This is a genomic window from Flavobacterium tyrosinilyticum (genome assembly GCF_023656565.1).
Taxonomy (GTDB): domain Bacteria; phylum Bacteroidota; class Bacteroidia; order Flavobacteriales; family Flavobacteriaceae; genus Flavobacterium; species Flavobacterium tyrosinilyticum.
In genome coordinates this window covers 65,879-90,859 of sequence record NZ_JAMOKG010000004.1, presented here as the reverse complement: position 1 = coordinate 90,859, position 24,981 = coordinate 65,879, and the positions used below count along the sequence as shown (strand labels likewise).

23 protein-coding genes are annotated in these 24,981 nt (G+C 33.4%); 9 read left to right on the top strand and 14 right to left on the bottom strand.

Features of this window, described 5'->3' with window-relative positions; genetic code table 11:
- Nucleotides 1–43: 43 nt before the first annotated feature.
- The 4 genes from NCC77_RS20530 to NCC77_RS20515 all read right to left on the bottom strand — a co-directional run bounded on the left by NCC77_RS20530 (nt 44) and on the right by NCC77_RS20515 (nt 5,465).
- Entirely contained in the window at nt 44–1,873 is a 1,830-nt protein-coding gene (locus NCC77_RS20530) for an ABC transporter ATP-binding protein (protein WP_250837254.1), read from the bottom strand.
- 241 nt (nt 1,874–2,114) lie between these two features.
- Complete coding sequence (locus NCC77_RS20525; protein WP_250837253.1) at nt 2,115–3,842, bottom strand: phospho-sugar mutase; 1,728 nt, start codon at nt 3,840–3,842, stop codon at nt 2,115–2,117.
- Between the two features lie 127 nt (nt 3,843–3,969).
- Complete coding sequence (locus NCC77_RS20520) at nt 3,970–4,926, bottom strand: glycosyltransferase family 2 protein (protein WP_248728057.1); 957 nt, start codon at nt 4,924–4,926, stop codon at nt 3,970–3,972.
- A gap of 8 nt (nt 4,927–4,934) precedes the next feature.
- Complete coding sequence (locus NCC77_RS20515; protein ID WP_202006066.1) at nt 4,935–5,465, bottom strand: DUF4199 domain-containing protein; 531 nt, start codon at nt 5,463–5,465, stop codon at nt 4,935–4,937.
- Nucleotides 5,466–5,716: 251 nt separating this feature from the next.
- On the opposite strand from NCC77_RS20515, the gene NCC77_RS20510 reads away from it, so the two are divergent.
- Complete coding sequence (locus NCC77_RS20510) at nt 5,717–5,971, top strand: type B 50S ribosomal protein L31 (RefSeq protein WP_250837252.1); 255 nt, start codon at nt 5,717–5,719, stop codon at nt 5,969–5,971.
- Nucleotides 5,972–6,130: 159 nt separating this feature from the next.
- Nucleotides 6,131–7,306 (top strand): GlmU family protein, encoded by a 1,176-nt coding sequence (locus NCC77_RS20505; RefSeq protein ID WP_250837251.1) that lies wholly within the window; start codon nt 6,131–6,133, stop codon nt 7,304–7,306.
- 123 nt (nt 7,307–7,429) lie between these two features.
- Here the strand turns inward: NCC77_RS20505 and NCC77_RS20500 are convergent, their stop codons facing one another.
- Complete coding sequence (locus tag NCC77_RS20500) at nt 7,430–7,873, bottom strand: PepSY-like domain-containing protein (protein ID WP_250837250.1); 444 nt, start codon at nt 7,871–7,873, stop codon at nt 7,430–7,432.
- A 245-nt stretch (nt 7,874–8,118) separates the two neighbouring features.
- On the opposite strand from NCC77_RS20500, the gene NCC77_RS20495 reads away from it, so the two are divergent.
- From NCC77_RS20495 to NCC77_RS20485, 3 genes are all read left to right on the top strand, one after another.
- Nucleotides 8,119–9,753: an ABC-F family ATP-binding cassette domain-containing protein gene (locus tag NCC77_RS20495; RefSeq protein WP_250837249.1), complete on the top strand. Its 1,635-nt coding sequence runs from the start codon at nt 8,119–8,121 to the stop codon at nt 9,751–9,753.
- Nucleotides 9,754–9,986: 233 nt separating this feature from the next.
- Nucleotides 9,987–11,141: a porin gene (locus tag NCC77_RS20490; RefSeq protein ID WP_250837248.1), complete on the top strand. Its 1,155-nt coding sequence runs from the start codon at nt 9,987–9,989 to the stop codon at nt 11,139–11,141.
- Between the two features lie 20 nt (nt 11,142–11,161).
- Nucleotides 11,162–12,592: an anion permease gene (locus NCC77_RS20485; protein ID WP_250837247.1), complete on the top strand. Its 1,431-nt coding sequence runs from the start codon at nt 11,162–11,164 to the stop codon at nt 12,590–12,592.
- Here the strand turns inward: NCC77_RS20485 and NCC77_RS20480 are convergent.
- On the bottom strand, nt 12,589–12,891 hold the full coding sequence (locus tag NCC77_RS20480; RefSeq protein ID WP_250837246.1) for a GNAT family N-acetyltransferase: 303 nt from the start codon (nt 12,889–12,891) through the stop codon (nt 12,589–12,591). The two genes, NCC77_RS20485 and NCC77_RS20480, sit on opposite strands and share 4 nt — an antisense overlap.
- Nucleotides 12,892–13,182: 291 nt before the next feature.
- On the opposite strand from NCC77_RS20480, the gene NCC77_RS20475 reads away from it, so the two are divergent.
- Nucleotides 13,183–13,842 carry an alpha/beta hydrolase family protein gene (locus NCC77_RS20475; protein ID WP_250837245.1) on the top strand — a complete coding sequence of 220 codons (660 nt, stop codon included), beginning with the start codon at nt 13,183–13,185 and terminating at the stop codon, nt 13,840–13,842.
- A gap of 499 nt (nt 13,843–14,341) precedes the next feature.
- Here NCC77_RS20475 and NCC77_RS20470 read toward each other — a convergent pair whose 3' ends face one another.
- Nucleotides 14,342–14,857: a hypothetical protein gene (locus NCC77_RS20470; RefSeq protein ID WP_011921618.1), complete on the bottom strand. Its 516-nt coding sequence runs from the start codon at nt 14,855–14,857 to the stop codon at nt 14,342–14,344.
- Nucleotides 14,858–15,026: 169 nt separating this feature from the next.
- Here NCC77_RS20470 and rpmH point away from each other — a divergent pair, with 169 nt between their 5' ends.
- Entirely contained in the window at nt 15,027–15,188 is a 162-nt protein-coding gene (gene rpmH / locus NCC77_RS20465; protein WP_008464848.1) for a 50S ribosomal protein L34, read from the top strand.
- Nucleotides 15,189–15,333: 145 nt separating this feature from the next.
- Complete coding sequence (carB, locus tag NCC77_RS20460; protein ID WP_250837244.1) at nt 15,334–18,189, top strand: carbamoyl-phosphate synthase large subunit; 2,856 nt, start codon at nt 15,334–15,336, stop codon at nt 18,187–18,189.
- A gap of 68 nt (nt 18,190–18,257) precedes the next feature.
- Here carB and NCC77_RS20455 read toward each other — a convergent pair whose 3' ends face one another.
- From NCC77_RS20455 to NCC77_RS20430, 6 genes are all read right to left on the bottom strand, one after another.
- On the bottom strand, nt 18,258–19,304 hold the full coding sequence (locus tag NCC77_RS20455) for a virginiamycin B lyase family protein (RefSeq protein WP_250837243.1): 1,047 nt from the start codon (nt 19,302–19,304) through the stop codon (nt 18,258–18,260).
- Nucleotides 19,305–19,530: 226 nt separating this feature from the next.
- On the bottom strand, nt 19,531–19,929 hold the full coding sequence (yiaA, locus tag NCC77_RS20450) for an inner membrane protein YiaA (RefSeq protein ID WP_250837242.1): 399 nt from the start codon (nt 19,927–19,929) through the stop codon (nt 19,531–19,533).
- Nucleotides 19,930–20,114: 185 nt separating this feature from the next.
- Nucleotides 20,115–20,654: a GFO_1091 family lipoprotein gene (locus tag NCC77_RS20445; protein WP_250837241.1), complete on the bottom strand. Its 540-nt coding sequence runs from the start codon at nt 20,652–20,654 to the stop codon at nt 20,115–20,117.
- Between the two features lie 2 nt (nt 20,655–20,656).
- Nucleotides 20,657–21,232, bottom strand: a complete 576-nt coding sequence (locus NCC77_RS20440; protein WP_250837240.1) for a DUF4252 domain-containing protein — start codon at nt 21,230–21,232, stop codon at nt 20,657–20,659.
- Between the two features lie 18 nt (nt 21,233–21,250).
- Nucleotides 21,251–21,712 (bottom strand): PG0215 family putative anti-sigma factor, encoded by a 462-nt coding sequence (locus NCC77_RS20435; protein ID WP_250837239.1) that lies wholly within the window; start codon nt 21,710–21,712, stop codon nt 21,251–21,253.
- Nucleotides 21,699–22,208, bottom strand: coding sequence for an RNA polymerase sigma factor (locus tag NCC77_RS20430; protein ID WP_250837238.1), 510 nt, complete (start codon nt 22,206–22,208; stop codon nt 21,699–21,701). The genes NCC77_RS20435 and NCC77_RS20430 overlap by 14 nt, the downstream gene beginning before the upstream one ends.
- A 170-nt stretch (nt 22,209–22,378) precedes the next feature.
- On the opposite strand from NCC77_RS20430, the gene NCC77_RS20425 reads away from it, so the two are divergent.
- On the top strand, nt 22,379–23,839 hold the full coding sequence (locus NCC77_RS20425; RefSeq protein WP_250837237.1) for a GFO_1087 family putative carboxy terminal peptidase: 1,461 nt from the start codon (nt 22,379–22,381) through the stop codon (nt 23,837–23,839).
- Between the two features lie 81 nt (nt 23,840–23,920).
- Here NCC77_RS20425 and NCC77_RS20420 read toward each other — a convergent pair whose 3' ends face one another.
- Nucleotides 23,921–24,979, bottom strand: a complete 1,059-nt coding sequence (locus NCC77_RS20420) for a DUF5074 domain-containing protein (RefSeq protein ID WP_250837236.1) — start codon at nt 24,977–24,979, stop codon at nt 23,921–23,923.
- Between the last annotated feature and the right edge of the window lie 2 nt (nt 24,980–24,981).

Here is a 24,981-nt window from a genome sequence, read left to right as displayed (position 1 = left end):
ATTTCCTTAATCTGTGTAAATTAATCTGGTGTTTGATGTATTCTTACGATTCGAAAGACTGCATGGTTACCAGTTTATTGTAAGTTCCGTTGTGGGCAATTAATTCTTCGTGAGTTCCCTGCTCAACGATTTTTCCTTTTTGCATTACGACAATCACATCTGCTTTTTGAATTGTAGAAAGACGGTGTGCAATTACAATCGAAGTTCTGTTTTGCATCATGTTTTCAAGCGCAACCTGAACAAATTTTTCGCTTTCTGTATCCAAAGCCGATGTTGCTTCATCTAAAATCATAATCGGCGGATTTTTCAATACGGCACGAGCAATAGATAAACGCTGTTTTTGACCTCCAGAAAGCTTGTTTCCGCTATCACCTATATTGGTGTAGATTCCTTGCGGAAGATCCTTTACAAATTCATAAGCATTTGCAATTTTAAGTGCTTCGATAATTTCGTCATCAGTAGCGTCTAATTTTCCTAAAGCGATATTTGCTTTAATGGTGTCATTAAATAAAATGCTGTCTTGTGTTACCAATCCCATCAGGCTTCGAAGAGATTGCAGATTTATGTCTTTAATGTTAATTCCGTCAATAGAAATAGAGCCATCATTAACATCGTAAAAGCGAGTCAATAAATTGGCGATTGTACTTTTTCCGCTTCCAGATTGTCCTACAAGAGCAACAGTTTGTCCTTTTTTTATTTGAAGAGAAAAGTCTTTTAAAACGGTCTCTTGTTCGTATTTGAAGTTTACATTTTGAACACTGATATTGTCATCAAAAGTTGTTTTTTCTACAGCATTTTCTTTAGAAACGATAGTGTTTTCTTGTTCTAAAATTTCAAGAACACGTTCTGCTGCGGCATTTCCTCTTTTTACTCCATAAGAAGCTTTAGAAATGGCTTTTGCAGGAGTTAGAATGTTGTAAGCTAATCCCATGTAAGCAATAAATGCAGCGCCTTGTAATGTTTTATCAATCAAAACCATCTGACCTCCGTACCAAAGTAATATAGCAATTACAGTAATTCCCATAAATTCACTTGCTGGAGAAGCTAAGTTTTGGCGGTTTCCAATACTATTTGATAAAGTGAAAAAACGCTCTGTCGAGTTTTGAAAAACTTTATTAAAGTAATTTTCAGAATTATATCCTTTTACAACTTTTAATCCGCCAATTGTTTCTTCGATAGTAGAAAGGAATCTTCCTTGCTCTTCTTGGGCTTTGGTTGATTGTTTTTTAAGCTGTTTTCCGATCAATGAAATAATATATCCAGAAACAGGAATAAAAATGAAAACAAACAAAGTCAGCTTAGCACTAATGATAAGCATCGTGGTTATGGTAAAGATAATCGTTAAAGGTTCTTTTACAATAAGCTCCAAGATGGCCAAGAAAGAGTTTTGAACCTCGTTTACGTCAGCTGAAATTCTAGAAATTACGTCTCCTTTTCTTTTTTCAGAATAAAATGCCAAAGGGAGTTCTAGTGTTTTTTTGTACAATGCATTTCGCATATCCTTTAATACTCCGTTTCTAAGGAAGTTGATGAAAAACATCGCCAAATAATCGGCTAAGTTTTTAAGTAAAAAGATTGAAATGATAATGGCAACCATTACCGATAAAACATAACCAGGTTCATGGTTTTTTTGTGCAGTGGTAATGTAGTAAGCCAGGTAATCTTCGGCATATTCTTTTATTTTAAAAATGCCTTCGTAAACTGGTTCTATTTCTACTTTTTTTCCTTTTTCAAATAATACCTGAAGCATTGGTATTAAAGCCACAAACGAAAGTGTGCTGAAAAGCGCATACAAAACATTGAAAAAGATATTTAAGAATGCGTATTTTTTATACGGGTATATAAAAGGAACTATTTTTTTGAAATTACTCATTTATTTTTCTTGATGTTATTTTCTTTTGGTTGGTCAGCTCTTTTGGGTTTTAGTATTTATTTTGAGCATGTAATTTTCAATGCACAAAATTAATCCAATTGAGGTGTTTTCAATTTCTTTTTAGTTTTTTTTATAAAAAAAACTCTGATTTACTTTCAAGATTGTAAACCAGAGTTCAAAGATATCGAACTTGTTAATTCTGCATGCAATTTGCAAAATTGCATAGTTGAGAAATGCAGGTTTAGTTTAACTTCATATCTGCAATGATATTTTGTATTTTGCTATCTAAGAATTTCTCTGCTTCATCAAAATCAGAAACCGATGCGATTTCAGCATTTACACTGATGTAGAATTTAATTTTAGGTTCCGTTCCACTTGGTCTAGCGCAAATTTTTGATCCGTCTTCTGTATAATAAATCAATACATTAGATTTTGGGATTTCCATTGTCGACTCTGAACCATCTAATAAATTTAAAGCAATAGATGATTGGTAATCCTCAACCATAATAACTCTTTGTCCGTTGATTTCTTTTAAAGGATTTTCGCGTAAATCAACCATCATTTGGTTGATTTCTTGTAAACCTTCCATTCCTTTTTTAGTCAGCGAAACTAAGAATTCTTTGTAGAAACCATTTTCAACATAAAGCTGTAAAAGTTCTTTGTAAACAGAGCTTCCTGCAGCTTTAGCTTGAGCAGCAACTTCGCATATTAATAAGGTAGCAGCAACAGCATCTTTGTCTCTAACGGCATCGCCAACCATAAATCCGAAACTTTCTTCACCACCACCGATAAATTCAAGCTCAGGAAAATCTTTGATCATTTTTGCGATCCATTTAAAACCCGTCAATCCAACTTTGCATTCAACACCATAACTTGACGCCAATTCCATCATCATTGGAGTAGAAACAATTGTTGAACCCACGAATTGTTTTCCGTTAAGTTTACCTGCTTTTTTCCATTGTTTCAATAAGAAAGAAGTCATTAAAACCATAGTCTGATTTCCGTTCAATAAAATCATTTTGCCATCGTTGTTACGAACGGCAACTCCCAATCGGTCGCAGTCAGGATCTGTTCCTACTACAATGTCAGAATTTGTTTTGTCTGCCAAAGCCAAAGCCATAGTCAAAGCTTCTGGTTCTTCTGGATTTGGCGATTTTACTGTAGGGAAATCTCCGTCTGGAACAGCTTGCTCAGGAACAATATGAACATTTTTATATCCAGCTTGCGATAAAACATCTGGAATTGATTTTATCGAAGTTCCGTGCAGTGAAGTAAACACAATATGAAGATTGTCTTTGGCTTCAGCCGGAGTATTAAAACTTGCGTTTTCGATAGATGATTTTATAAATGCTTTGTCAAGTTCTGTATCAATGTACTCAATCAAACTCTCGTTTGCATTGAATTTGATTTTATCGTAACCTAAGCTTTCAATTACATTGACAATTTCTTTGTCTTGTGGAGGAACAATTTGTCCTCCGTCTTGCCAGTAAACTTTGTATCCGTTATATTCTGGTGGATTGTGAGAAGCCGTTAAAACAATTCCACACTGGCATTTTAAATATTTAAGTGCAAAAGATAATTCTGGTGTTGGTCTCAAATCAGAGAACAAATACACTTGAATTCCGTTTGCTGAGAAAACATCAGCAACAACTTTTGCTAAAGTATTACTGTTATGGCGACAATCGTAAGCAATAACCACTTTTAAAGGCTCGTTTGGAAAAACTTTGTGCAGGTAGTCAGATAATCCCTGAGTGTTTTTTCCAAGCGTATATTTGTTGATTCTATTATCACCAACGCCCATAACACCACGCATTCCTCCAGTTCCGAATTCTAAGTTTTTGTAAAAACTCTCTTCCAGTTCTTTTGGAGAAGTGGTCATTAATTCTTTAACTGCTGCTTGCGTTTCTTGGTCAAATGTTGGTGTTAACCATTCATTGACCGCGTTTAGTATGTTTGGTGCTATATTCATTTTTGATTTCGTTTTTATTTATTTAAAAATAGATTTTTACAGAGGGTTAATGGTGCTGTATGCAATATTTTTGTGTCTTATTTAAAAAACGGATTTTAAAAAAAAATACTGCATAAAGACAAAAAAATTAAAAATTAACCTCTCGAGCTACTTTGTAACGTGCTTCATTGCTTTTGGTTCTTAGAATAATTTCGCCTAAGAAACCTGCTAAAAATAATTGAGTACCAAGAATCATAGTGGTTAAAGCAATGTAAAACCATGGGTTGTTGGTAACCAAAGTGTATTTCATTCCAGTATACATATGGTATAGTTTGGAAACGCCAATGTATCCTGCAGATAAAAATCCGATAATAAACATTAACGAACCCATTGCACCAAATAAGTGCATAGGTCTTTTTCCGAATCTTGATAAAAACCAAATCGTAATCAAATCCAAGAAACCGTTTATAAAACGTTCCATTCCGAATTTTGTTTCACCATATTTTCTAGCTTGGTGAATGACTACTTTTTCGCCAATTTTTCCAAATCCAGCATTTTTAGCCAAAACTGGAATATAGCGGTGCATTTCGCCAGAAACTTCGATGTTTTTTACCACGACATTTTTGTAGGCTTTCAATCCGCAGTTAAAATCGTTTAGCTCAACGCCAGAAGTTTTTCTAGCCGCCCAGTTAAATAATTTTGAAGGAAGATTTTTGGCCACAACAGAATCGTAACGTTTCTTTTTCCATCCAGAAACCAAATCATATTTCTGATTTATAATCATTTCATACAATTCAGGAATTTCGTCTGGACTGTCTTGCAAGTCGGCATCCATGGTAATAATAACATCACCTTTTGCTTTTGCAAAACCAGCATGTAAAGCTTGAGATTTTCCGAAGTTTTTCATGAAACGAATCCCTTTTACACTAGGGTTTTCGTTAGAGAAACCTTCAATAATCTGCCAAGAATTATCTGTACTACCATCATCTACAAAAATGATTTCATAAGAGTAATTGTTAGACTGCATCACTTTAATGATCCATGTATAGAGTTCTTTAAGTGATTCCTCCTCGTTTAGAAGTGGTATAAGTATAGATAAATTCATTTATATTTTTATTCTTGTGTAGATTTGCTTTTAAAAAATGCTGCTAAAATTAATCCTAAGATTGAATAGCCAATAATACTGAAAATAAGAGCTTTTAACTGTTCAACAGTTGAGAAAGGATTGTTTTCTTTCATTTTAGCTAATGCTTCATTTATTTTAGCGGCTGGAGTTCCAAATTTCTGCAATGTTTCAGCCATGTATTTAACCAATAATTCGCTTATAGTTGTTTTTGCTTCAGGATCAATTACATTAAATAATAGGATGCTAAATAAAGTAGAAATTGCAAGAGCAATTATTGTAGTTATAAAGAAGGTTGTAAAAGCGTCTTTGAAAGAGAAAAAACCATTGATGTCTTTTTTTGTTTTAGTAAGTAATAAGATTCCAATTACTACATAAATAACAAAAGTTAAACCGCCAATCCAGCCTGAAACAAATAATTTTAAATCTACGGCATAGATAGTTGCTGTAATTAATGCCAGAATAATTCCTAAGATGATTCCGTAAGTAACGCCGTTCTTTTTTATAACTTCATTAATCATATTTTGATAGGTTTAAAATTAATCCACAAATATAGTAATTCCCACTATAATCGGATATAAAAAAAGCTTTTCGAAATAAACTAAAAAAAAGTAAGCTAACTGTTTGTTTATTAAAAAAGAATTGTAAATTTGCACACTCAAAAATAATTAAATTTTTAAACAAAAAAGAGTATTGTTTGTTTATACCTTTTTCTAACCATGAAAAAGCTTCAAAATGAAGATGCTCTATTAACAATAAATAAAAAGACAAGATGAAAAAAGGAGTTCACCCAGAAAATTACAGATTAGTTGCATTTAAAGACATGTCTAATGATGACGTTTTTATCACTAAATCTACTGCAGATACAAGAGAAACAATTGAAGTTGACGGAGTTGAGTATCCAGTTGTAAAAATGGAGATTTCTAGAACATCTCACCCTTTTTATACTGGTAAATCTAAACTTATCGATACTGCAGGACGTATTGATAAATTCAAAACTAAATACGCTAAACACGCTAAAAAATAATAGCTGTTTTACATTATACAAAAGCCTTCCCATTCCGGAAGGCTTTTTTTATGCGTTAAATATTACTTTTCGTTAAAGTGGTTTTTTACTAACCGGTAAAATATTTGTAACTTTGGTGCCAGGTAACCAAATCAAATTTTAACAAACACTCAATTATTTATGAACTACATTCTTTTCGACGGTCCCGTTCGAAATGCTTTATTACCCTTTACTTTTACACGGCCGGTAGCTGATATTTTGGTAGGAATAATGACAATTCGCCAGAAATGGGAAAAATATCTAGGTTCTACAATTACAACTATAACCGAAGAATATTTGTCTGAAAAATTCCCAATGGTTGAATTGGAAGAAAACATAATGATCAACGCAGCGTATTTGCCAAATGATATTCTTGCAGAGATGGTTTCTAATTTAACAGAAAACCAAGCAATCTTTAAAGGTGAAGATGTAATTGCATTTTTTGCAAACGAAAACCAAGAAGAAGTCGATTTTGATTCTTATGAAATTATTCAGTACAATGAAGATTGTATTACAATAGAGCATACTTGGGATATTTTCTCAAAAAACGATGCGGCGATTCGTCAAGATTTTAAATACTTGACAGAAGATCGTACTTCGCAACCCATTCCTAAAAGCGTTAATGTAATTGCTCCAGAAAATATTTTTATTGAAGAAGGTGCAAAATTAGAGTTTGTAACTTTAAATGCATCGACAGGTCCTATATATATAGGTAAAAATACCGAAATTATGGAAGGCACGGTTATTCGAGGACCTTTTGCTTTATGCGAAAATGCAATGGTAAAAATGTCGGCGAAGGTTTATGGCGCAACCACTGTTGGGCCAGGATCGAGAATAGGCGGAGAAGTTAAAAACTCAGTTCTTTTTGCCAATTCAAATAAAGGGCATGAAGGATTTTTAGGCGATTCTGTTCTGGGTGAGTGGTGTAACATTGGAGCAGATTCTAATAACTCAAACCTAAAAAACAATTACGAAGAAGTAAAATTATGGAGCTACGAAACAGAAGGTTTTGCTAAAACCGGACTACAGTTTTGCGGTTTGATGATGGGAGATCACAGTAAATGCGGAATCAATACAATGTTTAATACAGGAACTGTTGTTGGTGTAAGCGCTAATATTTTTGGTTCTGGATTTCCTCGAAATTTTGTTCCAAGTTTTTCTTGGGGCGGAGCGGCAGGTTTTACAACTTACGTAACTAAAAAAGCTTTTGAAACAGCGAGGTTAGTGATGAGCCGAAGAAATGTAGAATTCGATGCAACGGAAGTTGCAATTATGGAGCACATTTTTGAAGAAACAAAAAAATGGAGAAAAGATTAATGAGGTAATTAGTCAATTTGAAAATTAGATAATTATAGCAAACCCGATAGGTTTTTGAAACCTGTCGGGTTTTGTTATTTTAAAGTTTTGAGAATTTTCTAATTGACACATTTTCAAATTAACTTATTTGTCAATCTTAGTGAAATCCCCTTTTAAATTGAATTTTAATTCTAAACCATTGGTTAATTTTGTTTCATAACCAGAAGAACCAATTTCGATTTTGGTTACGTCTTCTTTAGGAAAATTTTCTTTTATATAAGAAGCAATTTTTTTAGGGATAGTAGATTTTGGAACTTTTCCAGTTTTAGCATCCACTTCTTTCCAATTTCCTTTTTTGTCAAATTCAATTTCTGTTTGATTGCTAAATTGCACTTTGTATTCTGTAGATAGAATTTCTTTGTCTTCTAATATATAGCTCGGTTTCTTAGATCCAAAATGCGTTTTTAAGAATGTTTGTGCGTTTCCCGGTAAAGCCTCTTTTTTAATTACAGTTTTTTGTGCATTTGCAGTAAGTCCAAATAGTAATCCCGTAATTAAGCAGATTGTCAGTTTTAATTTTGTTCTCATATTTTGCTGATTTTTAAAATTATAGTACAAGTTAAGACTAAAATTTTAAAATATTAAAAAACCGAAAGGGTTTCGTTCTTTACGATTAAGGGATTCTTTAATTAGTAAATTATCTAGACAACACATTTTCATAATTATCTAATTTTCAAATTGCCTAATTATCTAATTAATCTATCTTTGCAGCACGAAAAAAAAATGGGTAGTCAGATAAACGATTAACCGATTAAACAAATTAACAAACACAAATGATTACAGTTAACGATATTTCGGTTCAGTTTGGCGGAACTACACTTTTTAGCGATGTTTCTTTTGCTATTAATGAAAATGACAAAATTGCCCTTATGGGTAAAAATGGTGCGGGAAAATCTACACTTTTAAAGATAATTGCAGGTGCAAACAAACCTTCAACCGGAAGTATTTCTGCTCCAAAAGAAGCTGTAATCGCTTATTTGCCACAGCATTTGCTTACTGAAGACGGGGCAACGGTTATGGAAGAAGCATCAAAAGCTTTCAGTGAGATTTTTACAATGAAAGCTGAAATCGATGCTATTAATGAGCAATTGACAGTTCGTACAGATTATGAAAGTGACGAATACATGAAATTGATCGAAAGAGTTTCTGACTTAAGCGAAAAATTTTATGCAATTGAAGAAGTAAACTACGAAGCTGAAGTTGAGAAAATTTTGGTTGGTTTAGGTTTTGAACGTGAAGATTTTGGGCGTCAAACTTCTGAATTTTCAGGGGGATGGAGAATGCGTATCGAATTGGCTAAAATTCTATTGAGAAAACCTGACTTGATTTTGCTGGATGAGCCAACGAATCATATGGATATCGAAAGTATTCAGTGGTTAGAGGAATTTTTGCTAAACCAAGCTAAAGCTGTAGTGGTAATCTCGCACGATAGAGCTTTTGTTGATAATATCACCAATCGTACTATTGAGGTTACAATGGGAAGGATTTATGATTATAAAGCAAAATATACTCATTATTTAGAATTAAGAAAAGATCGTAGAATTCACCAGCAAAAGGCATATGATGAGCAGCAAAAAATGATTGCAGAAAACCGTGCTTTTATTGACCGTTTCAAAGGAACATTCTCTAAAACAGATGCCGTTCAGTCTCGTGTAAAAATGCTTGAAAAATTAGAAATTGTTCAGGTTGACGAAGTTGACACATCGGCATTAAGATTAAAATTCCCGCCAGCAGCACGTTCTGGACAATATCCTGTTATTGTAAAAGAAATGTCTAAAGCTTACGGAGATCATGTAGTGTTTAAAGATGCAAACATTGTAATTGAACGCGGTCAGAAAGTAGCTTTCGTTGGAAAAAATGGTGAAGGAAAATCGACAATGATTAAAGCTATTATGAAAGAAATCGGCGTTGATTCTGGAAGCGTAGAAATTGGTCATAACGCACAAATCGGATATTTTGCTCAAAATCAAGCGGCTTTATTAGATGAAAATGCTACCATTTTTGAAACAATCGATAGCATTGCAGTTGGTGATATCAGAACACAAATCAAAAATATTTTAGGAGCTTTCATGTTTCAAGGTGATGATATTACTAAAAAAGTAAAAGTGCTTTCTGGAGGAGAGAAAACTCGTTTGGCAATGATTAAATTATTGTTGGAGCCAGTTAACTTATTAATTCTAGATGAGCCTTCGAATCACTTGGATATGAAAACCAAAGACATCATTAAAGATGCTTTACGCGATTTCGACGGAACTTTGATCCTGGTTTCTCACGACCGTGATTTCCTTGACGGATTAGCGACTAAAGTTTTTGAATTCGGAAATAAAAGAGTTAAAGAACACTTTGAAGATGTTGCTGGTTTCTTAGCGCATAAGAAAATGGATTCTATGAGAGAGATCGAGAAATAGTATTTTTTCAATATAATTTTCAAAGGGCATAAGTTTATTCTTATGCCCTTTTTTTTTGCAGCAATATTTATAACAGTATTTTAATGCAATTTTTTTTACATAAAATATCTTTTTTTGTTACTTTAGTATTCCCATTTCGTGTTGACTATAATTAATTAAGTTTTTTGATCAAAAATAGAACGCTGATTTTCAAATCACTATATAAGCATTGCTGTTTCATTTAATTTAAGCCTATGAATAAAAGTCTACTAACGCCATTTTTTTTCCTTTTTTTTATAACCCCATTTTTTTTATATGCCCAAGGAGATGTGAATCAAGGAGCTGACAAAAAAGAGAGTGAAGAAGTAAAATATCCGCAATTTCAATTAAAAGGACTTCTTCAAGCAAGATATCTAGAGAGTTTTGGAGACAATGTAGACGTTTTAGGAACGCATCATTCAACGGGAGATGCAGTTCAAAGTTCTTTTGACATAAAAAGAATGCGTGTGGGTTTAAATACAAAGTTAAGCGAGACTACAGAAATTGTAATTCTGGTCAATTTAGCCGATTTTAAATCTGATCCCAAAGGAAAAGTTCTTGAAAATGCCTACGGGAAATATACTTTTAATAAATATATAGCTTTAACAGGAGGGCAATTTCGTCCAGCATTTGGTCTTGAGGAGCTTGTTCCGGTAGATATTATTAAATCTTTTGATTTTTCGAATCAGTATTATGAATTTGGAAAAAATGGATGGACAAGTTTTCAAATTGGGGCATCGGCGACAGGAGCTTTTGATGTTGGGAAAATTCCAGTGAATTATGCAGTTTCTGTTTTAAATGGAAATGGGAAAAATGCAGAAATGGATAAAGATAACGGAAAACAATATTCTTCAAGATGGGTTTTTGGTTTATCAAAAGAGCATAAAATTAATCTGGGTTTAAACGGAGGTTTTGGAAAAGTCTTTAAAGAAGATGTTTTTGCACTAGGAGCAGATATTACCAGTGATTTTAAAATGACGGACAAGCTTAGTTTCGATTTGCAAATCGAATATAAGCAAGGAACAAATCATAATTTATATTATTCTTTGCCAGTTGCTAGCCGTACAGATAATGTTGCAGATTATCAAATGCGGGGAATCTATTTTCTGCCGAATTTTAGATATGTTGTAGATTATAAAAAACTCACAGCATTTGAAATTTCTTGTCGCTATGAAACTTTTGATCCGAGCTACAAAATCGATTCAAATGTGCGCACCACTTACACGCCAATGGTTAGTTTAGAATTCGGAAAATCGTATACAGGGCGTATCGAGATGGGATTTGAGATTGACAGATTCGATAAAAGCATTCCAGATACGTCAACCTACAACGATAATTTATTTTTAATTCAGTTACAGCTCAGAATTTAATTCACTTAATTTTTGTTTTTATGAAAGAAGTAAAAATTCCACAGACCCTAATTACGTTGGCAGTTTTGGTTGCCATTTGGTTTGTTCCGGCTCCAGAAGGGGTTGTAACAGAAGCTTGGCATTTGTTTGCCATTTTCGTAGCTACCATTTTAGGAATTATCTTAAAAGCGGCTCCGATGGGAACAATGTGTATGATCGCAATTGCTTTAACGGCAATGTCTCAGGTTTTGGCTCCGGGAGATCCTGGAAAATCAATCACATTAGCATTAAAAGGATTTGGTGATAAAGTAATCTGGCTTATCGGAATTTCATTTTTTATAGCAAGAGGATTTATAAAAACGGGTCTGGGAAACAGAATTGCTTTTTTATTCATAAAAATATTCGGAAAAAGTTCTTTGGGACTCGCGTATGGTTTAGGATTGGCAGATTTGGTTTTAGCGCCAGCTGTTCCGAGTAATACGGCTAGAGGAGGAGGAATTGTTTATCCAATCATGAAATCAATGTCGATGAGTTTTGGTTCGATGCCAGATAAACCTGAGACACATAGGAAATTAGGAGCTTATTTAACTTTAAATAGTTATAATATGAACCTGATTGCTTCTTCGATGTTTTTAACAGGAACAGCAAGTAATCCGATGTGTCAGAAGTTTGCGCTTAATTTAGGAATAAAAATCAGCTGGATGTCTTGGGCAGCAGCGGCAATTGTTCCAGGATTATGTGCTTTTATTGTAATTCCGTTTGTGCTGTATAAAATTTATCCTCCAGAATTAAAAAAGACTGGAGATGCACCGCAGATTGCAACGCAGAAACTGAAGGAAATGGGAGCGATCACGAGAGACGAATGGATGATGTTGCTAACCTTTTTTATTCTGCTTTTTCTTTGGATGACAGGAGATCTACTTTCTATTGATGCTACAACAACAGCTTTTATCGGATTGGTAATTTTACTTTTAACTTCAGTATTGACATGGGATGATGTAAAAGCCGAAAAAGGTGCTTGGGATACCATTGTGTGGTTTTCTGTTCTAGTAATGATGGCCAGTTCGCTCAATGAATTAGGCTTTATCGCGTGGTTTAGCGATTTGGTAAAAGCAGAAATTGGCGGATTAAGCTGGCAGATGGCTTTCCCGATTATTATATTGGTATACTTTTTTAGTCATTATCTTTTTGCAAGTGCAACTGCGCACGTTGCAGCAATGTACGCAGCCTTGCTTGGTGTGGGTGTTTCGCTCGGAATTCCGGGATTATTGCTAGCATTTATGCTTGGTTTTGTCGGATCTCTTTACGGAACTTTAACGCACTATGGTCACGGTCCGGCACCCGTATTTTTCGGGAGCGGTTACGTTGACCTAAAGAGCTGGTGGGTCAAAGGGCTTATAACTGGTTTGGTTATGCTCTTTATCTATATGGTAATAGGAGGATTGTGGCTCCGAGTAATTGGATATTTTTAGATTCTAATTCCTGGAGGAAGTAATTCTTTATATCTAGGGTTTTTTTTGAAAAACGAAACAATCTTTGGGTGAATAGGAACTACTCTGTAATTTTTTTCAGAACTTAAATCTAATATATTTTTAAGCAGCATATTGATCGTTTCTTCGTTCTCGTATGAATCTGGTTTATTGATCTTGGTTAAAAAGATTTTTTTTTCTTGAAATGAATACTCAACTGCTAACATTCCTTCAGGGATGACAGTTTCAAATTGGCGTGCAAAAGTGTTGTCTTTGATTTCCATAGTTACAGAAGATTCCATAGTAATTTCTTGTTAGGTTATTGGTAAATAGTGAATTTGGGATTCGAAATTTTAATGAAAGAAAATTCTTTATAAGTTTTAAATTCAAGAAATGTTTCGAATTGCAAAGGTAATCATTTGATTTTCAATATTAAATTATTTTTTGCAGCTATAAACTTTAAGTTTTTGTTTTCAACTTGGATTTTTTTTGAATTGACATAAAATAGGTCTGAAATTTGATTATCATGACATTAAAAAAAGTAACTTTATTTTTTAGAATAAAGGTCTTAATGGTAATTTCATTTTAATGTTATGAGTAAAATTCCAGTTTATTTTATGCCAGGTTTGGCTGCGAGTTCATCTATTTTTGAAAGAATAAAATTGGATGAAGATACTTTTGAAATGCATCTTTTGGAATGGGAAATTCCAAATCCGAAAGAATCTTTATCAGATTATGCACTTCGAATTAGTAAAAATATAAAGCATGAAAATCCTGTTTTAGTCGGAGTTTCTTTTGGAGGAATCCTAGTTCAGGAAATTTCGAAACATATAAAAGCACGAAAAGTTATTATTATATCGAGTGTAAGAAGTAATTTGGAATTTCCGAGAAGAATGAAAATAGGGAAGAAAACAAAAGCTTACAAACTAATTCCGATGCAGTTAATTCTTAATGTTGAGAAATTGGCTAAATTTTCATTTGGCGAAAAGGTCAATAAACGTATTAAATTGTACGAGAAATTTTTATCTGTACGTGATTTAGGTTATTTGCAATGGGCTGTAGAAAGCGTAATCTTATGGGATCGCGATAAGATTGACGAAAATGTAGTGCATATCCACGGAGATAAAGATGATGTTTTTCCGATTAAGTATATTGACAAATGTATTTTAGTCAAAGGAGGGACACATATTATGATCTTGAATAAGTACAAGTGGCTGAATGAGAATTTGCCTTCTATTATATTGGAAGATTAGTTGAATTAAAATTCCAATTTTTAAATTCCAAATTCCAATACTTTGAGGATTTGTAATCTTTGTCAAAGTTTTAAACTTTGACAAAGATGTATCTAAGAGCACGCAATCTTGTCATTTCGATCGTAGGGAGAAATCTCTGCAAGTAGCTCCGCACAGATTGGTAATTTACTTTGGGGAGTTTCTTACGGAGATCCCTCGTTCCTCGGGATGACATACTATATGGAAAATCATCAAAATAGAAAGATCTAAAATCAGCAATCTAAAATAGAAAAAAGACAAAGGTGTACGTAAAGTAAACATCACGTTTGTCCTCCTGAGCGAAGTCGAAGGATCACATGCTAAATCCATTCAATGTTTTCTTTACTTTGCGTGTCCTTCGACTTCGCTCAGGAAGACATAAAATGAGTAAAATCTAAAATCTAAACTCAACAATCTAAAATAAAAAAATCCCAAACTCCTTTTGGAATTTGGGATTTTTAATATTGTAATTTAAAGAAAATTAGATTTTCTTCATTTGTTCTTTCATCATAGAGATTTGCTCTTTCAGCATACCTTGTTTGTCTAATTTTTTAGCTTCGTTTAATAAATTAGTCGCTTCCAATTTTCTTCTACGAGACATTGCAACTCCAGCAAGGTTTAATTTAGCTACAGCCAAATCCATATCCATTGATAGTCCAAGTTCGATTGCTTTTTTGAAATGTTTCTCCGCTTGGTTGATATTGGTTTGAGATAACATGATACCTTGTAAATAATTTAAGTATCCTTGTTGTTTTCTTACTAATGCTCCTTCTGGATTTTTGATATATGATAACCATTTATTAGCACCTTCGAAGTCTTGTTTTCTTAATTTAAGGAAGGCTAAAAGGATAAATTCGTTTTTAAAATAAAGAAAAATTGGAATTGCAGTCAATAAGATAAGGAATATACCATTCCCAATATTACTTTCTGTAAATTGCCAAATGCCCGCCACTACAAGAAGTCCGGCCAAAATAAGTTTAATATTCTTGTGAAACATAATTATTGTAAATTTGTGATTGCAAAGATAGTAAAAGGAATTAAAAATATTTTTATAAAAGTACTTGCCAGAAAAAAAAGTCTTTGTATATTTGCACTCGGTTTTTGAACAACGATATCCAAAACCAAATAAACGAGTTAATAGATACCATTTTTAAAGATACAAAGCAATGAGCAAAAGAACGTTTCAACCATCGAAAAGAAAAAGAAGAAATAAGCACGGATTTATGGACAGAATGGCTTCTGCGAATGGAAGAAAAGTTCTAGCGCGTAGAAGAGCAAAAGGAAGACATAAATTAACTGTTTCTAGCGAGCCTAGACACAAAAAATAATGTTTGTATAAACATACATAAGGCGATTACTTTTTTAGTATCGCCTTTTTTTATACCTTGTCGGTAAAAAATCTCTCAACTTTCTAGTTTATAGTGCACTAGAAAAGTTTTTTTAAATCGTAAACAACTACACAATACATACAAAATGCCTAAAGACACATCAATAAAATCAGTTTTAATAATAGGTTCAGGACCTATTGTTATTGGCCAAGCTTGCGAATTCGATTATGCGGGATCTCAATCTGCACGCTCGATTCGTGAAGAAGGAATTGAGGTTATCTTGATTAACTCGAATCCAGCGACGATTATGACCGACCCATCTATGGCCGATCATATTTATTTGAAACCTTTAACGACAAAATCGATTATTGAAATTCTTAAGGAACATCCGCAAATTGATGCTGTTTTACCAACAATGGGAGGGCAAACAGCTTTGAACTTGTGTTTGGAAGCTGAGGAAAAAGGAATCTGGCAAGATTTCGGAGTGAGATTAATCGGTGTTGATGTAAATGCTATTAATATTACAGAAGACAGAGAGCAGTTTAAGCAGCTTTTAGAAAGAATTAATGTGCCAACTGCACCTGCAAAAACAGCTACTTCTTACCTTGAAGGAAAAGAAATCGCTCAGGAATTTGGTTTCCCGCTTGTAATTCGTCCTTCGTTTACACTAGGAGGAACTGGAGCAGCTGTGGTTTACAAAAAAGAAGATTTTGATGAGCTTTTAACTCGCGGACTTGAAGCCTCTCCAATTCACGAAGTTTTAATTGATAAAGCTTTGATGGGATGGAAAGAATATGAGTTAGAGCTTTTGAGAGATAAAAATGACAACGTTGTAATTATCTGTTCTATCGAAAACATGGATCCAATGGGAATCCATACGGGAGATTCGATTACAGTTGCGCCAGCGATGACATTATCTGATACAACTTTCCAAAAATTACGTGACTACGCTATCTTAATGATGAGAAGTATCGGAAATTTTGCTGGAGGATGTAACGTACAATTCGCAGTTTCACCAGACGAAAAAGAAGATATCGTAGCCATCGAGATTAACCCTCGTGTATCTCGTTCTTCTGCTTTAGCATCAAAAGCAACTGGATATCCAATTGCAAAAATTGCTTCTAAATTAGCTTTAGGATACAACTTAGATGAGTTGCAAAATCAAATTACAAAATCGACTTCGGCTCTTTTCGAACCAACTTTAGATTATGTAATCGTAAAAATACCACGTTGGAACTTCGATAAATTTGAAGGTTCAGACAGAACTTTAGGGCTTCAGATGAAATCTGTAGGTGAGGTTATGGGAATCGGACGTTCTTTCCAAGAAGCACTTCACAAAGCGACTCAATCTTTAGAGATTAAGAGAAATGGTTTAGGTGCTGACGGAAAAGGATATAAAAATTACGAACAAATTATCGAAAAACTAACTTATGCAAGTTGGGATCGTGTATTCGTAATCTACGATGCAATTGCAATGGGAATTCCATTAAGTACCATTCACGAAATTACAAGAATCGACATGTGGTTCTTAAAGCAATACGAAGAGCTTTATACCTTAGAAAAAGAAATATCAAACTACAAAGTTTCAAATCTTCCAAAAGAATTATTGCTTGAGGCAAAACAAAAAGGTTTTGCAGATAGACAAATCGCTCACATGATGAGTTGTTTAGAAAGTGAAGTGCACACTTTACGTATGAACATGAACATTAACCGTGTGTTCAAATTGGTAGATACTTGTGCGGCTGAATTTAAAGCTAAAACACCTTATTACTACTCAACTTTTGAAGCTGAAATTGAAAAAGCTAACGGAGAACGTTATGTAGATAACGAAAGTGTTCTTACAGATAAAAAGAAAGTAATCGTTCTAGGTTCTGGACCAAACAGAATTGGTCAAGGAATCGAATTTGATTATTCTTGTGTACACGGAGTTTTGGCAGCTAAAGAATGTGGTTATGAAACGATCATGATTAACTGTAATCCTGAAACAGTTTCTACAGATTTTGATACGGCCGATAAATTATACTTCGAACCAGTTTTCTGGGAGCACATTTATGACATTATCCAACACGAAAAGCCAGAAGGCGTAATTGTGCAGTTGGGAGGTCAGACAGCTCTTAAATTAGCAGATAAATTGTCTAAATACGGAGTAAAAATCATCGGAACTAGTTTTGATGCACTTGACTTAGCAGAAGATAGAGGAAGATTCTCAGATTTATTGACTGAATTGCATATTCCTTTCCCAAGATTCGGAATCGCTGAAACGGCTGACGAAGCTTCGAAATTGGCAGATACTTTAGATTTCCCACTTTTAATTCGTCCTTCTTATGTATTAGGAGGTCAGGGAATGAAGATTGTAATCAACAAAAAAGAGTTGGAAGAGCACGTTATCGATTTGTTGAAAGCAATTCCAGGAAACAAATTACTTTTAGATCACTATTTAGCGGGAGCAATCGAAGCTGAGGCTGATGCAATTTGTGATGCTGACGGAAATGTTTACATCATCGGAATTATGGAGCACATTGAGCCTTGTGGAGTTCACTCTGGGGATAGTAACGCAACATTGCCTCCTTTCAACTTAGGAGAATTTGTAATGCAGCAAATTAAAGATCACACGCATAAAATTGCGAGAGCTTTAAAAACTGTAGGTTTAATCAACATTCAGTTTGCGATTAAAGATGATACAGTATACATCATCGAGGCAAATCCAAGAGCTTCAAGAACGGTTCCGTTTATTGCAAAAGCTTACGGAGAACCTTATGTAAACTACGCTACAAAAGTAATGTTAGGTCACAATAAAGTAACTGACTTTGATTTCAATCCACAATTAAAAGGATACGCAATCAAACAACCAGTTTTCTCTTTCAGCAAATTCCCGAACGTAAATAAAGCGTTAGGACCAGAAATGAAATCGACAGGAGAAAGCATCTTGTTTATTGATGATTTAAAAGACGATCAATTCTACGAATTGTACTCTAGAAGAAAAATGTATTTGAGTAAATAACCTCAGATTCTATTATAAAAGAAAAGCTCCAATGAAAATTGGAGCTTTTTTATTATTATAATGTTTTATTACTTCACAATAATCTTCTTAGAAGTATTGTTTATTTTTAAAATATAATTTCCTGGAACTACATTCGATACAGAAATAACATTGTCTTTGACATCTGTAGACTTGTAGCTTTTAACGTTTCTTCCTGTCACATCATACAAGTCAATAGTTTCGATTGTAACATCGCTACCATTTTCAATGTGTACAAAATCTGTTGCTGGGTTTGGATATATTGCAAGACCTTTTTCAGTTTTTTTGATATCACCTAAACCTAAAGTTGGAGATGTGATTTTAATAACTTTTTTAGTGCTAGAGCTTGTACTAACGTAAAGAGCTCCATCATAAATTGCCATTTGAGCTGCATTGTCGTTGATACTCAATTTGATAAATAGTTCTTCGTCTCCGTCTACTCCTCCGGCAGGGAAACGGTAAATATTTCTTAGTGAACCTGTAGAAATATACAAATCGCCATTTCCTGCGACAACTAAGTTCGTCGGGTTACTAATTCCTGAAATTAATGTACTTACGACACCTGCTGGTGTGATTTTTTTAACTACACCATCTAGTTTGTCAGCAACAAGTAAATTACCTGATTTGTCAAATGCTAAACCATTAGGCTGGGAAAAATCTGTAGCAAAAGTTGAAGTTACTCCTGCAGCAGTTCTTTTTTTGATGTTTCCTGAATTTGATTCAGAATAAAATACATTGTCGTCTGCATCGATGGCAATTCCGTAAGGGCTTCCACTTGCTGGATACGCCGTAACTACTCCTGATGGCGTAATTTTTTCTATTTCCTGAATGAAACCAGATCCTGCCATCCAAAGATTTCCACTCTTGTCAAAAGCAATTTGTTGTGGTGTACCATTTACTGTTGCAAAATTGCTTTGTACTAATTGAGGTGTGACTTTTGTTACTTTGTAAGTGTAGAAATCAGCAACAAATAAATTTCCAGAAGCATCAAAAGCAATCCCGGTTGGAGTGTTAAATCCTGTAGTTACGTAATCGGTTGGAGTTTGTGCATTTGCGCCAAATGCTGATAATAATGTAAAGAGTAAAATTTTTTTCATATAGTATATTTAGGGTTTGGTCAAAGATATAATTTTAAGTGAATAAATTATTTCTTTTGTAAGAAAATATATTTTGAAGATTTTATTTTTTATTTGCTATACTATTGAGACACTTTTGTTTAATTATAAAAGAGCCTGATTTTACTGCTGATGATTGAAATTTTGCATAAAAAAAGCCTCATTTTTTTAAATGAAGCTTAGTACTGTTTTTTTATTGATTTAAACTTTACTCAACCTGATTAAAGCTCATATTATCTCTAGTATTTTTTTGAACCGAAATGGCACCAAACAATGCTAATAAAAAAGCAAAAGCATAGAAACCTTTTTCGCTAGGAAGAATTGTTGCATTCCATAATCCAACAACCAAAAGAACGATTGAAAGCAATGTTCCGAACCAGCAGATTCCGTAATAAATGTCTGTTACAGGAAGTTTCTCAAGTCTGTCTCTTACGCTTTTTTGCAAAGAAACTACGGCAAAAAGACCGAACATTAGAACAGTAAAATAGTATCCTTTTTCATTCAATAGCATTTCAGCTCTTGCTAGTCCAACGATAAATCCGACAGTTCCCGCTCCAAGAGCTACCCAAGATGCCGCAATAAAGGCATTTGAAGTTTTTTGTATCATATTAATTCTGGTTAAATTAGATTTTTGAGATTTGTTTTTTTTTGTAATCTCAGTTCGTAAATGTAATTAAATTTGATTAATGGCAAAATGAAAACGCAAATAAATTAATAAGTATAATCTTAGCAGATGTTATAAAAAAAGCTCCAATATATTGGAGCTTTCTTAATTTAAAAAGTAAGATTGTATTATTTTTTAAGTAATTGTTCTAAAGGTTTTAACTGTTCCATATCTATTTTAGATTTCTGTAAAACAGACATTAAAGTCATAATGTTGTTTGGATTCATGTTTTCGCCTAAAACCCTAACTACAGCAAACCCATTTTCTTTTCTATTGGCAAAAATGATAAACTCTTTAATATTATCATCAGTTCCAACATAGCTAACAGAAGCACCGTCTTTACCAGAACCAATTTTCATTAACTCTTGATATTTCGGATCTTTTAATATGGCTTTTACCTTGTTTCGTTCTGTCTCAAACTGTACCTGATTGTTTTGATCAGCTTTGAAAGCTAGAATATTCATTTTGTCAAACGAATTTAAAGCTTCGTTTTGTTCTGCCGATAGATTTGTTTTATCCACATTCAGGATGTTTGGTGAAACATCTAATGCTATAAAATCTTTTTTCTCCGAATTTTCAACAAAATACTTTTGTAATGTTGGTTCAGAATTACAGCTTCCTAAAGTTAGAAGAGCCGTAAGTGCTAAGATGAAAATATTTGTTCTCATTGTTATTTTTTGCCTTTAGAAGCTTTCTTTAAGTCTGTACCGCCAGGAAGTTGCATTTTATCTGTTAATACTGAGATTTCGTTTAGATCAAAATTACCAGTTAAAGATAATAAAACAGTTTCGTCGTTTTTTGCACCATCCACATACATTAATAATTCTCTTATTTGAGTATCTGTAGCGCCAGATTTCACCATTATTCTAACATTTTTCCCACCATCATTTACACGCATTAATTCTTCTAGTCCGGCAGTTTTTACATATTTGTCGGCAGTAGCTTTCATGTCTGCTTCGATTTTTGGATTTTTAGTGGTAAACACTTTTAAGTAATCCAGTTTTTTAATTAGAGCAATATACTGCTGTGTTTCTTTATCAGAAGCGTCAACTTTTACTTTGCTCATTAAATCAAACATTTTTTTGTTTACAATTACTGAGGTTACTTCATCCTGACCATCAAATTTGTCAAAAGCGCCTTGTGCGTAGAATGTTGTGCTTACTAATGCGAATACTAAAGTTATAATAAAATTTTTACTCATACTTAGTTTGTTGCTTTTTTGGTATTCGTGAATCGTTGATTTCATGACTATTTTTGTGTTTAATTACTGTTTAAAAATTTTGTTTTTTGATTGTTCATACTCGCCAATATAATGTACACTTTCAATACCTACATTAACATTGCTTGATAATAATGCCAAAGCTTTTTGTGTTGCTTTAAGCGCTTCTTCGGGATCATCATAGGTTCCTAATTCTGTTTTCGAAGCTACTGCAGTAATGTTTTTTTGTTCGCTCGCAAAATAATAGGTTCCAATTCCCAGCAAAACAACAGCTGATGCCGCAATCGATAACCACGCTACGTTACGTTTCTTAGATTGTAGTGGAATTTCATACGTTGATTTCTGTTCTTTTGCATGAGAGAAATAGCCAAACATAGATTTGTATTGCTCCAAATGCTGCGCAACATTTGGTGAAGAGAAATATTTTTTTAATTGATTTTCCTCAGCAATAGAAGTTTCTCCCTGAAAGTATTTTTCTAATATATCTTCTATTTTATTTAGTTCCATAAAGGTGTGTATTTGTCATTGATTCTCTAATTTTTTTTCTTGCTCTCGAAAGCGCCACTCGTATTGCCGTTTCGTTCATATTAACGATTTTGGCTATTTCTTCAAATTCATATTGCTCCACATCTCGTAACTGAATTAATAATTGCATTTGTTCGGGCATCTCATTTATAATTTTTTCAACCCATTCTAAACTGTCTTGATCCTCCAGTTTTTTATCCAATTGTGGCTGCCGATCGGTAAAATTGTTGTGAACAATTTGCAGATTACTAGCTCTTTTAGATTTTAGCTGATCGAGACAATAATTTTTGGTCATAGTCATTGCTAGTGCTTCTACGCTATTATAGCTTTGCAGATTGTCTTTTTTGCTCCATAATTTTACCATTACTTCCTGAGTTGCATCTTCTGCTTCTTCGGTGCTAGTAAGCAATCTTTTTGCCAGACGAAAAACTTTGTCTTTAAAAGGATTTATTAATTCTATAAATACAACTTGGTTCATTAATCTGATGGTTAATCGTTAGCTTATATATTCAAGACGAGACACAATTATATTTGTTACAACAAAAAAGAAAATATTTTTTTATGTAAAAAAAATACTGCTTTAAGGATAAAGCTAAAACTAAAGATACTACTTTTACGTTTATTCAGAATATAGATAACCTACACGATATGAAAACAAATTTAAAGAGTATTCTTCTTCTCTTTTTATTCGCATTTTCTTTACAGTCATGTGAAGATCAGGATGATGTTGCAGCTCCAGCAGACTTGCAGATTAATAATTTTATTTGGAGAGGATTAAATGAGGTCTACTTATGGCAGGCCGATGTGCCCAATCTAGCAGATGGACGTAATTTACAGCCAGATTTTAATCAGTTTTTAAGAGGATATTCTCATCCAGAGGATTTATTTGAAGATTTATTGAACAAGCCTGTGAGTAAATATCCAAACGGCGATGCCATTGATCGTTTCAGTTGGATTGTTGAAGATTATACTGTTTTAGAACAGGAGTTAAGCGGTGTTACAAAAAATAATGGTGTTGACTTTAGATTGAGCCGCGTATCTTCAGGGTCGAATGATGTAGTAGGTTTTGTACGATATATTATTCCAAATTCTGATGCTTCTACTAAAGCCATTAAGCGTGGTGATTTATTTACGAGTGTAAATGGTGTGAAACTTACGGTTTCAAATTATCAAGAACTATTATTGAATAAGGATAGTTATACGCTAAACTTGGCAGATTATAATGGAAGCACTTATGTTTTGAATGGAAAATCTGTTGATTTGACGAAAACTGTTTTAGAAGAAAATCCTATTTTAATCAGTAAAGTGATTCCTTCTGGAAGCCATAAAATAGGTTATTTAATGTATAATGGTTTTTATCCTGGATATGACGATAAATTAAATCAGGCTTTTGGCGAATTCAAATCGCAAGGAATAACAGACCTAGTTTTAGATCTTCGATATAATGGAGGAGGATCTGTTACATCTTCTATTAGACTTTCTAGTATGATTACAGGACAATTTGACAATCAGATTTTTGCTAAAACGCAGTTCAATACAAAGTGGATGAAAGATATGACTTCTGAGGATTTGGAAAGTTTGAATTATAGATTTGTAAATAATATTGATGGAAAAGCGTTAAATAGCTTAAACTTAAATACGGTTTATATTATTACAACGGCTAGTACAGCATCTGCCAGCGAATTGGTTGTTAACGGATTAACGCCTTATATTAATGTAGTTCAGATTGGAGAAACTACAACGGGTAAAAATGTGGGTTCGTATACCATTTATGATTCAGAAACTTTATTTACTAAAAAAGGAATTAATCCAAATCATAAATATGCAATGCAACCTTTAGTTTTTAAAATTTCAAATTCTGCAGGTTTTGGAGATTATACTCAAGGTTTACAGCCTACTTATGTACAAAGAGAATATTTGGATACGTACGGAGTTTTAGGTGAAACGTCTGAACCTTTGCTTAATCTAGCTGTTTCAAAAATTACAGGTGTTTCTGCTAGAAGAGTTCTAAACGATTCTGAACCGAAACATCCTTATTTGACAGATTCAAAAATTATAAACGGACTACGACACGGAATGTATTTTCAAAATGCTCCAAAGAATTTTTAAAAAATCATGCAACAAATAGAAAAGGCTTTCATCACTGAAAGCCTTTTCCATAAAAAACAAAAACTAATTCTAAGGGTAAAATTAATCGTTAAAGTAGAATCCGTTTGGACCTAAACCAACAGTTAATTCTTTTAATAAGCTTCCGCTTAAATTATAAATATAAGCTTTACTGCTTGAAGCAAAATCACCACCATCTGCAATAAAGATTCTATCATCTTTTACAGCAAAACCATACATTTTTCCGTACTCAGAAGTTGAGCTGTATTCGAAAATTGGAGTTGTAGAAGCTGAAGTTGCGGTGTAATCCATAGCGTAAACTGCAGTTTCTAGAGTATAGTATATTTTATTGTTGTAAATGTCTAGGTTTCTAACTCCATCAAGAGCTTCTGGAAAAGTAATTTTGCTGATAGAATTGTCAGACAATTTTACTTTTATAATTTCACTTCTTTCTCCGTATGAGCTTCTAATAGTGTACAAGACACCATCTTTAACTTCCATTGTATCTGCTCCTAAACCAATAGTTAAAGAAGTTTCAAGCTTATTTGTTGCTGGATTTACTACAAGTAATTTATCGTTATTGTAAGGTTCAGTTACATATAGCTTATTGTTGTAAACTTCAATATGGTTAGCCGTTGTATTTAGGTTAATTGTAGATTCTACTTTGTTTGTAGCTAAGTTAATAACAGCGATAAAATCATCTGTATTACCAGCTGGGTTTGTGTTCGACGCGTAAGTATTGGCATTAGTAACATAAGCTTTTCCATCTTTTACAACACCATATCTTGGAGTAATTAGGCCAGTCTCAATCTTCGCTTCAAGTTTAAATGTATAACGATTTACTACATTTATAACATTAGAACCTCCAGCAATGATGTATGCTTTATCTCCATCAAAAAAGATATTCTGAAGATATTTTCCAACAAAATCAGAACCATTTACAGTACTGTATACATCTTTTGTGAAAGTATTTAAATCGTCGCTAACGAAAGAAACAGAACCACCATCAGTAAAATTTCCCTCATTTAAGATGAAAATTCCATCATCATACACTCCTTTTGGATCATTGGAGTCGTCGTCATTAGAACAAGAAACAAGAAGCGAAATGCTAAGTGCTGCTAAAAATAATCTAGTTAGTTTCATTA